General features: G+C 31.1%; 10 protein-coding genes. 5 read left to right on the top strand and 5 right to left on the bottom strand.

Going from position 1 to position 16,224, the window contains the following annotated elements:
- Nucleotides 1-52 precede the first annotated feature (52 nt).
- Nucleotides 53-2,188, top strand: a complete 2,136-nt coding sequence (gene amt, locus AC5SL4_RS05215) for an ammonium transporter (RefSeq protein ID WP_011281440.1) — start codon at nt 53-55, stop codon at nt 2,186-2,188.
- Between the two features lie 223 nt (nt 2,189-2,411).
- On the top strand, nt 2,412-3,260 hold the full coding sequence (locus AC5SL4_RS05210) for a bile acid:sodium symporter family protein (protein WP_006997859.1): 849 nt from the start codon (nt 2,412-2,414) through the stop codon (nt 3,258-3,260).
- Here the strand turns inward: AC5SL4_RS05210 and AC5SL4_RS05205 are convergent.
- Nucleotides 3,253-4,221, bottom strand: a complete 969-nt coding sequence (locus tag AC5SL4_RS05205) for a MarR family transcriptional regulator (protein WP_027307134.1) — start codon at nt 4,219-4,221, stop codon at nt 3,253-3,255. The genes AC5SL4_RS05210 and AC5SL4_RS05205 overlap by 8 nt on opposite strands.
- A gap of 160 nt (nt 4,222-4,381) precedes the next feature.
- Here AC5SL4_RS05205 and AC5SL4_RS05200 point away from each other — a divergent pair, with 160 nt between their 5' ends.
- Entirely contained in the window at nt 4,382-6,556 is a 2,175-nt protein-coding gene (locus AC5SL4_RS05200; protein WP_494587206.1) for an autotransporter domain-containing protein, read from the top strand.
- 8 nt (nt 6,557-6,564) lie between these two features.
- On the opposite strand, the gene AC5SL4_RS05195 is transcribed toward AC5SL4_RS05200, so the two are convergent.
- Nucleotides 6,565-6,909, bottom strand: a complete 345-nt coding sequence (locus AC5SL4_RS05195) for a hypothetical protein (RefSeq protein WP_011281436.1) — start codon at nt 6,907-6,909, stop codon at nt 6,565-6,567.
- Nucleotides 6,909-9,059 carry an autotransporter domain-containing protein gene (locus tag AC5SL4_RS05190; RefSeq protein WP_494587205.1) on the bottom strand — a complete coding sequence of 717 codons (2,151 nt, stop codon included), beginning with the start codon at nt 9,057-9,059 and terminating at the stop codon, nt 6,909-6,911. The genes AC5SL4_RS05195 and AC5SL4_RS05190 overlap by 1 nt, the downstream gene beginning before the upstream one ends.
- Nucleotides 9,060-9,209: 150 nt before the next feature.
- On the opposite strand from AC5SL4_RS05190, the gene AC5SL4_RS05185 reads away from it, so the two are divergent.
- Nucleotides 9,210-9,350, top strand: coding sequence for a hypothetical protein (locus tag AC5SL4_RS05185; RefSeq protein WP_006997864.1), 141 nt, complete (start codon nt 9,210-9,212; stop codon nt 9,348-9,350).
- A 4-nt stretch (nt 9,351-9,354) separates the two neighbouring features.
- Nucleotides 9,355-11,598: an autotransporter domain-containing protein gene (locus AC5SL4_RS05180; RefSeq protein WP_494587204.1), complete on the top strand. Its 2,244-nt coding sequence runs from the start codon at nt 9,355-9,357 to the stop codon at nt 11,596-11,598.
- A 166-nt stretch (nt 11,599-11,764) separates the two neighbouring features.
- On the opposite strand, the gene carB is transcribed toward AC5SL4_RS05180, so the two are convergent.
- Entirely contained in the window at nt 11,765-14,989 is a 3,225-nt protein-coding gene (carB, locus tag AC5SL4_RS05175; RefSeq protein WP_494587203.1) for a carbamoyl-phosphate synthase large subunit, read from the bottom strand.
- Complete coding sequence (carA, locus tag AC5SL4_RS05170; protein WP_494587202.1) at nt 14,967-16,163, bottom strand: glutamine-hydrolyzing carbamoyl-phosphate synthase small subunit; 1,197 nt, start codon at nt 16,161-16,163, stop codon at nt 14,967-14,969. Before carA ends, carB begins: the two co-directional genes overlap by 23 nt.
- Nucleotides 16,164-16,224 lie beyond the last annotated feature (61 nt).

Here is a 16,224-nt window from a genome sequence, read left to right as displayed (position 1 = left end):
AATAAATTTAAAGATGATATTTATAAATTGATAGAAAATGGAAAGTATTAGTTTGGAATCTGTAAAATCGTTTGTTGATACTCTTTGGGTTATTGATTGTGCGATATTAGTTTTCATCATGCAAGCTGGTTTCATGTGTATGGAAACTGGTCTTTCACGACACAAAAATAGTATTAACGTTGCTCTTAAGAATGCTGCTGATTTTGGTTTATCAGTTGTAGTTTTTTGGATTTTTGGTTTCGGCTTAATGTTTGGGACAAGTTATAATGGTTTTTTTGGAACAGATCTTTTTTTCTTTAAAACCGAAAAAGCTGATTACATGACATATTTTGTGTTCCAAGCCATGTTTGTTGCAACTGCTGCAACAATAGTTTCTGGAGCTGTGGCTGAAAGAATGAAATTTAATGGATATTTAATAATAACGATAATTGCAACTGGCATAATTTATCCAATTGTTGGTCATTGGGCCTGGTCATCCAGTTATCTAAATAATATGAATGATACTGTAATGCAGTTATCGGCTGTTACGGGAGAAATTAAAAATACTGGATGGTTAACAGAACTTGGTTTTGTTGATTTTGCTGGTAGCACTATTGTTCATTCTGTTGGAGGATGGATTGCACTTGCTGCTGTATTAATTTTAGGGCCAAGAATTGGTAAATATTCTGAGTCTAATAAAGGTAAATTTACTGGCTCTAGTTTTCCGTTAGCCGTTTTAGGAACCTTAATTTTATGGTTTGGTTGGTTTGGTTTTAATGGCGGAAGTAATGGAGCAATGGATGAAACAGTGCCATTAATATTGATAAATACATTTCTTTCTGCTGCTTTTGGGTTGTTAACTGGACTAGGTATTTCATTTTTATTATTTAAAAAACCAGATCCATTTTATGTAATATTAGGTCCTCTTGCAGGATTGGTTGCTATAACAGCTGGTTGTAATTCAATGACATCAGTTACGGCAATTTTTGTTGGTATTATTGGTGCAATCGTAGCAATTTTTATAAATGAACTGTTAAACAAATATGAGATAGATGATGTCGTAGGTGCAGTGCCAGTTCATTTAGGAGCAGGTGTATGGGGAACTATTTCAGTTGGTTTGTTCAGTGATTTAGAAAAATTAGGAACAGGACTTACAAGGTTAGAGCAAATTGAAGTCCAGGTTATAGGAATATTAGCAATTGGTGCTTTCGCATTTTTTGGATCTTATATTATTTTAAAAATTTTAAATTATTTTTATCCATTAAGAGTAACTCCTTTACAAGAGGAATTAGGATTAAATATTGCTGAACATAATGCAGTTTCAGTAGAACATGATTTAATTTCAATCCTTGAAAAACAGTCTGAAAGTGGAGATCTCTCTGTTAGAGGCCCACAAGATCCTTTCACTGCAGGAGGGGTAATAGGACTTTATTATAATAAATTGATGAACAAGCTTGAGGTTAGCGAAAATGAAAAAGAAAAGTGGCGAAGTAGAATTTCCAAAGAAATAAATTTGGCTGTAAAAGTTCAAGAAAATTTTTTACCAAAAAGAGATTTACAAAATTATCCTGTGCAAGGAATTAATATTGCTTCGAGAGAAGTTTCAGGTGATTTTTTTAGTTTTTATCCCCATAATGATAGTATTAATTTTATAATTGCAGATGTAGCAGGTAAGGGAGTTCATGCTGGAATGGTGATGGCAAAAGCCTCTACTTTATTTGAAGTCATGTCAAGAGATCAGGTAGATCCAGATGAAATGATGCTTCATATGAATAACGATTTATTTCTCACCAAAACATCAGGCATGTTTGTGACATGTGTTCTTGGAAAATATGATTTAATTACCAAAGAAGTTTCATGGGTAAATGCGGGACATCAACCAGCTATCATTAGAGACAAAAATGGTAAATACCAAAATTTTGATAGTGAAGCGCCGCCGATGGGGGTTATTCACCAAAAAAATAAATCAATTTATAAAATTAATAAACAAGTTTTAAATGGAAACAAATTTTATGTTTTTACAGATGGATTGTCTGAAAGTTTAAATGCTGAAGGACAAGAAATAGGTATTGAAGGTTCAATTGAAATAATTGAAGATAACTACACAAAAGATTCGAAGAAACACTTATCAGATATTAGTAAAAAAATAATTGACAGCTCTAAATCTGGAAAATTAAGTGATGATCTTACTTTAATATCAATTGGATAGTTTTTGCTTTTTTTAAACACCATCTTTTAAAAGATAAAAATCTTATAATTTCTTAAGCATCTTAGTGTATTTAGAATAAATCTTTATTAGTTCTTTAATCGAATTAACTTTAATATTTGTAGTTTTTTTTTAGGATTTATCTTGTCCTGTTTACAACCGACCAAAATGGGTTGACAAATGATCAAAATGGGTGGAACTATGCATGAAATTTTAAATTAAATTAATGGAAATAGTAACCAACATCGCTCCAATCGCTCTAGCTATTATTATGCTTGGACTAGGAGCTTCTTTAACAGTAGATGACTTTTTAAGAGTTGCAAAAAACCCTAAAGATTTTTTTATTGGTTTTATTTGTCAGTTAATTGTTTTACCAATCGTTGCCTATCTACTTATCATTACCTTAGGTGTGCCGATTGAAATGGCCTTAGGAGTAATGCTAATTGCAGCTGCTCCAGGGGGTGTAACCTCCAATGTTCTTACAAAATTTGCAGAGGGTGATGTAGCGCTATCAATATCACTGACAGCAGTTATGAGCTTATTAAGTATAGTAACAGTGCCATTCATTGTGATCAATTCAATTAATCTGTTTGATATCACCTATGTTGAGAGAGAAATAACAATGGTATCCATTTCTTTAAAAATGTTTTTTGTAGTTACGGTTCCAGTAATAATTGGAATGACTATCAGGCATTTTACTGGTGACCTTGTCATAAAAAATTTGAAGTTTATTCAAAGATTTTCTATTGCATTATTTTTACTTGTTTTTGCTGCAATATATATTGAAGAGTGGGATAAAATTGTAAGCTTTTTAACTCGAGCAGGTTTAATAGCCTTAATATTAAATGTAACTATGATGGTGATAGGATTTTATGTTGCTAAATTTTTTGCATCAGGGACACCTCAACAAAGAGCTATCTCTTTAGAATGTGGTTTGCAAAATGGAACCCTAGCAGTTTTTGTTGCTACTCAATTATTTGATAATATTATTTATATGGTACCCACAGCTGCCTATGCATTAGTAATGATGGCAACCTCCGTAATCTTTGTTTTTATTTTAAGAAAATCTAATTAGTGTTTATTATTTTAATCTGATTAAAAACCTTATACAAAAATTTACCCAAAGCTTTCATATTTTTATCTTGTAATTTAGTGAGCACTTTAAATTGTTTAGTTTGTGTCCCCATAGCAAAGTTATAAAGTTTTTTTTCACTAATATTTAAAAATTTGTTTTCGATTAAAAATTGTAATTTTCTTACAACGGTAGCCCTTGGAATTCCCGTAATATCAGCTATAGAAAATGCGTTAATACCAATGTGATTAGATTTTTGAACTGCTTTAAAATATTTTTGTCTATCTAAATTCTTGTCTTTGAAACCCCTATTTTGAACAGTATTAATCATTACAATTAATCCCACACATATTGTTTCTAAATCCTGAGTTTTAGTATCTGTTTTCCAACGGTTAGAAAATATGAATAAAAATTTGTAAAATTGATACCAACAAAAAGAAAAATTTTCTTTAATTAAATTTGAAATTTGATCTGTGTTTAAAGGTTCTTTAATTATTTTTTTATCTTTTAAAATTTCACTAAACGTAGAAACCAAACTACTAAAATCTTTTAAAGTTATATTAGCTTTTGTTTGTATAAAGCCAGGTCTTTCAATAAAGATCTTTTTTCCTGCTCTTTTAATAATACCTTTTTTCTCTAATTCAGATATTTTTCTTCTTACATTTTCCTTAGGTATAAGAAGGTCTCTTGCAATATCTGAAATATTAATATTTGGAATTTCTAGTGTTTTATCCTTATAAAACGTATCATAATCAACCATTAGTCCATTTTTTCTATAGTGAATAAAGTCTTTATTAATCAGATAAATTAAAATTATATACTTATCGATACCTTTAAAATTTTTATAAGCATTAATAAACCAATGAGTTACCAACGAATAATATGAGGGTGCTAACTGACTAAAATTTTCATTAATAATTTTGAAGATTTGTTCTTCATTAGTTTTATTTGTAATTTTAATCATGATTTCTATTAAAGTCTTACAAGTTGTTTTTTCCACCCATTTTGATCAGTTGTCAACACGACATGTGAGAAAACTCTAAAATGATATTATAGCTAACAAATTTAATTCGATTTGGGCACCAACACGGTTGTATTTATCCTAATTTCATTAATCTGCTAAGGTGAAAAAAATTCTCAAAACATCATTTTTTGTATTTAGCTTTTTAGCATTATTTTATTCTAATGCTTTTGCTTTTTTAGAATTTCAAAAAGAAAAAATACTATCCACAGATGTACCTGGTGTTAGAGGAATAAACTTTAAACCAGACGGAAGCATAATGTATATAACAAATCGTGTTGCAAATCATGATGCCTACATAGTTCAATATTCGCTCAGCACTCCATTCGATATAAGTACAGCAACAAGAACATTTGTTGATGGAGCTGGAACAAAATTAACATGTAGTACAGATATGCAGTTACCACACGCTATTGAATTTAAACCTGATGGAACAAGAATGTTTATAACTACCAACAAAGATCACTCTGGAAATCCTGGAGTTGCAGTCTATCAATTTAAATTAACAACTGCTTGGGATACTTCTACATTGGATTGTGAGAAAATATTTGAAGTAGACATAACGGGTGTTGGCAATGAAGATCAAGTAAGAACTTTAACATTTAAACCTGACGGAACACGTATGTTTGTGGGTGGAAAAACTCAAGATAAAATAAGAGAATATATATTAACAACTCCTTTTGATCTTCGATCTGGAGTTTCAGTGGGTTCTTTATCAGCCAGTCTAGCCAGCTCTTCTGACGGAGGAATGAGAAATATTCAATTGCATTCGGATGGGTCAATTTTGTATGTCGCAGGTGATGGTAATAATAATATACATAAATACACTCTAAGTACACCTTGGGATATCACAACTATTTCTTCTACTTCTACTGAATACGAGCTAGGTAGCAGAGTTAGTCATATGAGAGGCTTTATTTTCACAGCAAATTTTACGAAGTTGTTTGTTACTAATGATGCTGGCTCTACTGCTTCAACAAATAAAATTTTTGAATATAGTTTAGCTTGCGCTGGTACCATTACTTGTATTGATGCCTCAAATAATAATGATGTTAAAGCAATCATAGAAGCTAATGTAGAATTATCAAAACGTATAATTAAGAATAATACGCTTCCAATCTTTCATCGAATTGAGTGGTTAAGAAGACATAAAAATAAAGATAATTTATCAAATCTTAATGCAGAAATTGATTTTACAAATGAAAAAATATCAAAATTAGTTAGTGCTCTTAAAAATTCTAAAAAAGAAAATGATAGAAGTTATGATAGTGAGGATTGGTTTAAATGGAGTGAAGGTAGAATTAGCTTAGGTAAAAATAAATCTATAAATTCATCATCAAGAGACTTTCACAGTTATGGTATCTCAGTTGGTGCAGATAAAATTAAAGATGATGATAGAGATGCTATGCATGGATACGTTTTTCAGTATGCAAACGATAATGTTGATATTGGAAGTAGTGGAACAAAATTAGAGACAGATGCATATAGTTTTGCCTTATATGATACCAAACTTAGAGATGATCATTTTTTTACAGATGCATTAATTGGAGTTAGTTTACTAGATATAAATCAAAAAAGGGTTATTTATGGTAACATTTTAGAGGGAAACCGAGAAGGTCAACAGATATATGGATCATTTAATTTTGGAAAAAGAATAGTTGATGAAGATTTAAATCTCAATCCAGGTATTAAATTAGATTTAGGGTACACAAAACTAAAAGCATTTAGAGAAAGAACTATTGTTGGAGATAGTTTAGCTGATGCACTACTTTATAAAGAGCAAAATATTAAATCAGCATTAATAACACTTGGTGTCCTTTTAGATAAAACAGATACAGATAAAGAAGAAGATGAAATTATTAATCACCATGGTCGATTAGAATATATTGCAGATCTAAGCCCATCATCAGATGCAGAATTTTATTATCTTAATAGTCAAAGTACAGTTTACAATTATAATGTAGAAAATAAATCAAAGCATAATCTTAGAATTGGTTATGGTTTTGATGTCACTTCCATAACAGGATGGTCATTCGTTGGAAATTTTGAGAGACTTCAATCTAATGGAAAAGGTTATAGTAATGACATTTATTTATCTGTAGGGTATGTTCCAATAGACGCAATGAAATTTGTATTTGATTTGAATAATTTTGAAAATACTAGTTTCTCATATAAGAATAACATAAATGGTTTTGATTTAAAGATGAGCTCTAATTATAATTTTATAAGTGATGTACCTGACTATGGTGCAAATATAGAAATTTCAAATAAATTTTAATTTAATAATTATTCTATAACTTCAATTTCATTAATAATGCTTACAATTTTTCCACCTTTAAGGACGGCGTTCACTCTTGCGCATTCATAGTATGCAGAGGAGCTCTCTTCTGCTGTTTGTCTCATTTCTAAACACCTAGATTTATTCTTAGTTAATAAATGTTCATATAACTCTGGTGGGTCACCTAAATACATCATGAGACCAATTACTTCACCTTCTTTTTCAAAATCTGCTTTTTCTTCTATAGATGCAACCCTGTCATCAACACCAATTTCAAAATTTTGAAATGCAACAAAGCCTTTATAAAAAATAAAAGCTAAAGCTAAGTAGAAAACTATTTTTATTTTACTCATTAAAATTTACTTAATATAGATAAGTTAGCATTATGATTTTCTTGATTTGAAAAATTATTTTCTAAATCAAATTCTAAATCAAATACACCTAGTGCTTTAGAAATTTTAAAGCTCGAAGTCATTTCTTCATCAAGACCAAGTGCAAACTCTGTTTCTTTTCTATATAAAAAGCCTGCTGATAATGTAAATTTATTAATATAACCATGACCCTTGATTTGCTGTCTTTCGTAATCAGTACTAATTATTAACCCTTGGTCATGCTTAAAATCTAAACCAAGTCCTGCTGTGTATATATCTCTATTTTTGTTATCAGCTTGATATTCAAAACTTTCACTGTTTGATACGTAGCTTGTTACCACCTTAGAGCTTGAGGCAAACTCTTTACTGTATTCAAGATTAATTCTAGATCTTACAGTTGAATTTTCTAGATCAACATCTTGGTCTATTAATACTCCTAAAGAAGCCATTAAAGATTTAATGTCTTGATCATTATAACTAAGTGCTGCAGCGCTGCCACTTTCTGTATAACCATTAAGTGCTGTATAACTTCCATCGATACGACCTGTTGGAGTAATAATTAAATCACCATTTTCATACTCTCTTCCAAAATTAAGTGAACCAAAAACCTGCTTACCTTCACGGTCACCCGTATTTATGTCGGTATTTCCTTCATATTTTCTTACAATATCACTATCTAAATAACTAACTCCAAAAACGTGTTTTAAAAAATTACTGTTTTCTAAACTGTTAATTCCATAAAGAGATAAACTTAATGCATTTGTATCAACTTTAGAACCAAAGGTTCCAACATCAACATCAGTGTTACCTACTCTTAAAGCAACTCCTAATATTTGGTCATTATCCATTTTTGTATCAACACCCACAGTTATACCAAGGCTATCAATATCTTGAGCAGAACTTAAGGAACTCTCACCAATTTTTCCAAAACTAATACTACCTTCAGACCATACCTCCCAATCATTAGGTAAAATTTGATCTAATTTTTGAAGTGGATTTAGTTTAGCTTGTGCGGAACTTAAAACATTATTGGATACTTTCTTTAATAATTCATTTTGAAAGTTTAACTCTATATTTTGTGCACTTGCGTTGTAGTATTTATTCGCTCTTAAAATAGATAGTCTTTTTAAAGCAGACTGACTTGAATCTTTTGCAAAATTTTTAGCAGTATTAATTTGTGCATCAACTACACCCCTTACATCTTTATTTTTTTGTGGTGCATCACATGTTGATGAACTAGTGACTTTAAAAGGACAGCTTAAGCTATACTCTCGAACTTCATCATCACGCCAATTTATGTGATACATTTTTGTTCCAGAACCATTGAAAGCCATGCCACTTAAGTATTCATCACTGGAATGAGTTGGTGAGAATGTACCAGTTAATGTTGCGCTTGAGCTTGATATATCGAAAGCAGTAGATAAAGCGTATTCATCAATTTTATTATCAGTGTTAGAGCCACCTCTTGATTTTACTACAAACATTTTTGATCCATCAGCATTGAAGCCTAGTCCTTGATGAAAATTACTACTTGTTGCATTAGTAAGTGTGTTGGTTAAAGTTTTAGTATCAGGGTTATATGGTGTTGAAAGATTATATTCTTCTACCCGCGTATTTGTCTGATTCAAAACAAACATTTTTGTTCCATCATTATTAAAAGCAAGTCCTCTTGGATCACCACCAATAGAAGTAAAAGTGGTATCTGCTGCAGTGATCGATCCAATATCATATGGTGTACTTAAAGACCATCTATCAATCCCATTACCTCCAGTTCCTAAAATAAAAATTACAGTTCCATCTGAATTAAATTTTACATCTTCTGGTGCACCCTCTACTGTTCTTATAAGCACTGACTTTTCTAAAGCTGCTGAAGTAATATCAAAAGCTGTCGTTAGATTATATTGTAATATTTTATCAGCACCAATTCCTGTAATATACATTTTGGTACCATCAGGTTTAAATGTTATCCCAGTAGCGCTTCCTTCATCGTCGCTGATATCAAGATTAGCAATAAATGTAGGTTCAGCTAAAGCTAGTGATGAAAAAAATAAACTAAATAAAACTAAAAATACCTTTAGTTTAAGAGCACCTTTTATAATTAATTTTTTACTTTTTTTTATTAAATTAAGCATCTTGATTTATTAAAATTTATATATTTGAATTTTTGATGAAGATTATTTTATCCTCGATAAAACGCACTCAATATCAGAATTTCTGCCCGTTTTGAGCACTTAAAAGAACTGAAAAACCGCTAAATTAAATTTTATATAGTATTTTTCATTATGGTATTTTTTTTAAGAAAATTAGCTGTTGGTCTATTTTTGTCATCATTTTTTATTTTGATGCAATCACAAGCTGGAATAGTTGAACTGGTAAATAAACAATTTAAAGACTTGAGTATTAAATTGCCAGCAACATTTTAATCTTATGAAATTTATAAAAAACTTTATTTTAATTTTATTATTTATACTTCCCATCTCTAATTCATTTGGAGCTATGGTTACCCATATACAGTCAGCAACAGTCAGTGATGGGGGAGCTAACCATATACAAGGTATTCAGTTTAATAAAAATGGGACAAAAATGTTCACACTTAATAATACAACTGATGGAGAAACTTATACACATATAAATGAATACACCCTATCTACACCATTTGATATCTCCACACGAATTTATGCGGGGGCCAATGAAAGATGCGAATTAGATCACGGGGGGGACAACAACGGTTCATATGATTTAGAATTTAGTAGTGATGGAATGAAACTATTTTTTGCAGAGGGTAAATCCAGTGATGGTGCAGATTTTGACAAAGTATTTAGATTTGATTTAACTACAGCCTATGATATTTCAACATGTTTATATGCAAATAATGCAACTTCAAATCTTGACAGTGATGCCTTACAAAATGGTAGTAATGCTGGAGATGTAACTTCCGGTAAAGGCAAAAATCGTCTTCAAGGTTTGGAAATTAATGATGATGGAACAAAATTATTTTTAATCTTTCATGGCTTTAGCTCAACCTTCGCACCTAATACCAGACTTTTGGAGTACCAACTTTCAACTCCATATGACTTAACTACTATATCACTTGTTACCACTGCAGGAATTGAGCTAGAGGGTGAAACAGCAAATCCTTACTCTATTAGATTTAGCGCAAATGGAAAAAGGATTTTTTCTGTTGACCATAATCTTGGTTCACAAGATGTGACTCAAATTTCACTTACATCGGCATACGATACATCAGGATTTACTATAGATGGTACAGTCTCTTTAGATTCTTTAAAAAGTACCGTAACTCAACCAAGAGGAATTGCATTCAGTGCAAGTGGTTTAAAAATGTATATAGGTAATGACAAAACTGTTGGTGGGAGTGATACAATTCACGAATTTGATTTAGTTTGTCCCTTTAATATTATTGCAGGAAAATGTCCTCCAGTTACAGAAAATAGTGTCAGAACGGGAATAGCTATTGCACAAATAGAAGTTGCAACAAGAACCATTGAACACTCAACGGACACTGCTTTAAATAGATTGAAGTGGATTAGAAGAAATAAAGATAGTCAAAACTTAACTAATCTTAATTTAGATTTTAATTTTACCAATCAAATGCTTGCCTCTCTTACTAAAGTTGTAAAAACCTCAGCTACTACAAAGAAAAAAGAGGAAAAACAACAAGATGTATTTTATTGGAGCGAAGGAAGTATTGCTGTGGGTAGAGTTGGAGACACAAAAGTTTCTTCATTTAAAAAGATTAAAACTAACGTAATTACAGTTGGAGCAGATAAATTTACTAAAAATAATGGCATAAGGGGGCTTGCTTTTAGGTTTGGTAAAAATGATGTTAAAGTTGGCTCAGCTGGAAGCAATTTAGACACGGATACTTATAATTTAACCCATTATACCTCATCACCAATTGAAGATGACACAAAATTTATAGACACTGTTTTTGGAGTGGGCGTTCTTAACTCGGATATTTTGTCAGTACTTGATGGTAAACGTGTAACCGCTGATAGAAAAGGTAGACAAATATATGGAACAATTAAATTAAAAGATGAGATTAAGAAAAATAATTTAATTCTAATTCCTTCTGGACAAATAGACCTTGGTTATACCCGGTTAGATAGCTATCAAGAAAGTGGTAACACTGCTATGAAATTTAAAAAGCAAGGCATTCAATCAAGAAATGCAAGGCTTTCAATTGCTGCAATTGATGAATTAGAAAATGATAATTATAAAATCAGAAAGCATGGAAAATTAGAATACAAAGCAAACTTAAATCGCTCTTCTAATATAAAATATTCTTATGTCTCTGATGCAACAAGTGGTGAATTTGATACCAAACTAAATTCAGGTGCTTTGCATAATTTAAATGGTGAATTAGGTATAGATATAATTTTACCTGATAGTTTTAGTATCTTTTTAATTTATGAGAGAAATCAAGCATTAGGCACGGGTCATACTGATAAAATACATTTAGCGATAGGATATTTACCTAACAGAAAAACTAACTATGCTTTTAAATTAGTAGGCTCAGAAAATTTAGGATCTGAGTATAAGATAAGTAAAAATATCGATGATTTTGAAATTGATTTTAAATTAAATAATCAAGATGCCTTAAAACCAAATACTTTTGATGAAGCAACGATTAATTTAAAGAAAATCTTTTAATTTAATATTTTTCAGACAAACTTTTAAAGCTCAGTAAATTCAGTATAAATGTTAGTTAAACCCACTCGGTTTGAGCACTAACAAAGGTAGGCTAAGTATTAAAATAAATTTTATAGGCTATTTTCCATTATGGAATTTATTTTAAGAAAACTGGCTTGTCTTCACATTAAATATCTTGAAGCGCAGTTACTGTAATCTCTTTTGTCTTTAAAGATCTAATCCCCATTAAGCAAGCTTGAGCAGTAGACATGTTTGTACAATAAGGAACTTTATTCCCTAGGGTTGCTCTTCTTAAAGCCATTGCATCATGAAGACGATGCTCACTATTTCCACCACCCGTATTAATAACTAAAGCAATTTTTTTAGAATTTAGTACATCAACAATGTGAGGAGAGCCTCCGCTTACCTTGTTTATTGTTTTACACTTTATTCCATGTTTACGAATGTAATCAGCAGTTCCACCAGTGCCACATAAAGTGAAATTTAATTTTATTAATTGTTTTGCAAGATCTACACCTTCATCTTTATGACCATCTTTTAGAGAGATAAATGCTAGACCTTTAGTGGGCAATGAGTTTGAAGCAGCAATTTGGCTTTTTGCGTAAGCCATACCAAAGTCTTTATCAAATCCCATAACTTCACCTGTTGATTTCATCTCAGGCCCTAACAATAGATCACTATTTGGAAATTTATTAAAAGGAAATACAGCCTCTTTAACTGCAAATAGGTTTTTGTTTTTATTTTTTAAATTGAACTTTGATAGTTTTTCACCAGCCATTACACGTGATGCAATTTTAGCAAGAGGAAGACCTTTTGCTTTAGACACAAAAGGAACCGTTCTACTTGCTCTTGGATTAACTTCAATTACATAAATTTCATCATTTTTAATAGCAAATTGAATATTCATAAAACCTTTAACATTTAATGCTAGAGCTAATTTTTTAGTTTGAATTTCTATTTCAGAAATTAGTTTAGGTTTAATAGATACAGGAGGCAGACAACAAGCAGAATCTCCTGAGTGAATACCCGCTTCTTCAATATGCTGCATGATACCTGCAACAAATACTTGCTTACCATCAGATATCGCATCAACATCAACTTCCATAGCATGACTAATAAACTTATCTATTAATATCGGATTATCTTCCGCAGCTTTAAATGCTTCTTCTACAAAATTTTTTAATTGGCTTTTCTCATGAACAATTTCCATTGCTCTTCCACCTAATACATAAGAAGGTCTTACCATTAAGGGTAGTCCAATTTTTTCAGCAATTTGAATGGCTTGCTTGTAAGTTTTAGCAATACCACTTTCTGCTTGTTTTAATTTTAATCTATCAAGTAATTTTCTAAATCTATCTCTATCTTCAGCTAAATCTATTGAAGTGTACTGCGTACCTAAAATTGGAAGTTTGTTATCGTGTAAAAACTTTGCAAGTCTTATAGGGGTTTGCCCACCGAACTGAGCAATGATACCTACAAGGTTTCCTTTCTGCTGTTCTTTTTTAATAATATTATAAACATACTCTTCTTTAAGAGGTTCAAAATAAAGTCGGTCACTTGTGTCGTAGTCTGTTGAAACCGTCTCTGGATTACAGTTAATCATTATAGTTTCAAAACCACTATCTTTAAGAGCATAACTCGCTTGGCAACAACAATAATCAAACTCAATACCTTGGCCTATACGGTTTGGTCCACCACCCAAGATTATAATTTTTTTTCTTGAAGAAGGTTCTGCCTCACATTCTGAGTTTAAAGCATAATTTCTTTGGTAGGTTGAGTACATATAAGGAGTGAATGATTTAAATTCAGCAGCACAGGTATCTACTTTTTTGTAAACGGGTAATACTTTTAAAGCAGTTCTTTTTTTTCTAACAAGGTCTTCAGGAATTTTAGTGATTTCAGATAATTTTTTATCAGAAAAACCTATTGATTTAATTCTGTTAAACTCATTATAGTCTTTAGGAAGACCTTTTTTTTGTATTTTATTTTCTTCATCAACAATTTCCTTTATTTGCTGTAAAAACCAAGGGTCTATTTTGCAAAGTTGGTGAATTCTTTTAAGATTTATTTTTTTTCTAAACGCTTCAGCAGCTAATAATATTCTGTTTGGAATATTTTTTTTCAATTCTTTTTCAATTTGTTTTTTGTTTAATAGAAAAATACGATCTAAGCCTGAAAAGCCAATTTCAAGAGAAACCAATGCTTTTTGAAGAGATTCTTTAAAGTTTCTCCCAATTGCCATTGCTTCACCAACTGACTTCATTGATGTTCCAAGAACCGCCTCAGAAGAAGAGAATTTTTCAAAGGTAAACCTTGGTATTTTTGTTACCACATAATCAATACTAGGTTCAAAAGAAGCAGGCGTTGTTTTAGTAATTTCATTTTTTAATTCATCAAGAGTGTAACCAACTGCTAGTTTTGCTGCAACTTTTGCAATTGGAAATCCAGTTGCTTTAGATGCAAGGGCAGATGAACGTGACACTCTTGGGTTCATTTCAATAATAACCATTCTGCCATCTTTAGGATTGATTGCAAATTGAACATTTGATCCACCTGTTTCTACTCCAATTTTTCTAAGACAAGCAATTGAGGCATTTCTCATAACTTGATATTCTTTATCTGTGAGTGTTAGAGCGGGTGCAACGGTAATCGAATCTCCCGTGTGAATTCCCATTGGATCAATGTTTTCAATAGAACAAATAATAATACAGTTGTCTTTTTTATCCCTGACAACCTCCATTTCAAATTCTTTCCAACCCTCAAGGCATTCTTCAATTAAAATTTGGTTAACAGGGGATTCGTGCAATCCATCTTTAACTATTTTAAGATATTCTTTTTCAGTTTTAGCAATTCCTCCACCCAAACCACCCAAAGTAAAAGCAGGTCTAATGATTGCAGGCAACCCAATTTGTTTTAAAGCTTTTGCAGCATCTCTAATATGAGATACCACTTTAGATTTTGGTAAGTCCAAACCAATATCTAACATATTTTTTCTGAATTTTTTTCTGTCCTCTGCATTAGAGATCGCTTTAGAATTAGCTCCAATTAACTCAATTTTATATTTTTTAAGAATTCCCTTTTTTTCTGCTTCCATTGCTAAATTCAAAGCAGTTTGACCACCCATTGTTGGTAAAATTGCATCTGGTTTTTCTTTTTTTAGAATTTTTTCTAATACTTCTAACGTTATTGGCTCGATATAAGTTTTATCTGCAACACCAGGATCTGTCATGATCGTTGCTGGGTTAGAGTTAATTAAAATAACTTTATAACCTTCATCTTTAAGGGCTTTACAGGCTTGTGTCCCTGAGTAGTCAAACTCACATGCTTGACCTATGATAATGGGTCCAGCACCAACGACTAATATAGTTTTAAGATCTTTTCTTTTTGGCATTTTTTTTTATGTTGTTAATAAATTCTTCAAATAAGTAAACACTATCTTGTGGTCCTGGATTTGATTCAGGGTGATATTGAACAGAAAAAACAGGTTTATTTTTTAATCTAATTCCTTCAATACAATTATCAAATAAAGATTTGTGAGTGACTTCAATATTTTTTGGCAATGATGCTCTTACAATTTCAAAGCCATGGTTTTGACTGGTGATTTCAACATTGTCTTTAATTAAATTTTTAACTGGATGGTTAGCGCCTCTATGACCTAGTTTCATTTTTTTAGTTTTTGCACCTAGTGTTAGAGCTAGAATTTGATGACCAAGACAAATACCAAAAATAGGTAAATTATTTTTTATTAATTCTTTAATGATTCCAATTGCATATTTACCAGTTGCTGCAGGGTCACCAGGACCATTAGATAAAAAGATCCCATTTGGCTTTAATTTAAGTATGTCTTTTGCACTCGTTTTGCACGAAACCACTGTTACTTTACAATTAAGATCTGAGAAATATCTTAGAATATTTTTCTTTATCCCATAGTCAATAGCAACAACATGTAATGAACTTTTCTTATTTTTTAAATAACCAGTTTCTTTTTTCCAAGTTTTAAAACCTGACCAAATATAATTTTTTTTAGTAGTTACTTGTTCTGCTAAATCTAAATTATTTAATCCACTCCATTTCGCTGTGATATTTGCTAATTTACTAATATTGAAATTTCTTTTACTAGAAAAAGAAATAGTACCTTTAGGGGCTCCTTTATCTCTAATATAATTAGTCAAGCCTCTTGTATCTAAACCAGTGATCCCAACAATTTTATTTTTTTTTAACCACAGGTCTAAATTAGCTAAAGATCTATAGTTAGAAGGACTTGTTATTTCAGAGTTAAAAATTACACCTTTGGTCCAAACTTTATCAGACTCTAAATCTTCTTTATTAGTTCCAACGTTACCAACGTGAGGGAAGGTAAAATTGATAATTTGTCCAGCGTAAGAGGGGTCTGAAATAATTTCTTGATAACCAGTTAGAGAAGTATTGAAACATACTTCACCCGTTGCTGTTCCTTGATAGCCAATACCAACTCCTTTAAAGATAGTTTTATTTTCAAGAACTAAAACGCCTGTGTGAATCTGTGAGATTTTGTTAGAGCTAATCTTTTTTGCTTTTTTGATCAATTACAACTCATGAGTTAAAGGTTAATACAATAAAACCCTAATTATCGCAACAGAGATGTAT

It is taken from the genome of Candidatus Pelagibacter sp. PS_02 (genome assembly GCF_059418065.1).
The sequence above is the reverse complement of the archived record's forward strand: the minus strand, read 5'-3'. Positions and strand labels throughout refer to the sequence as shown.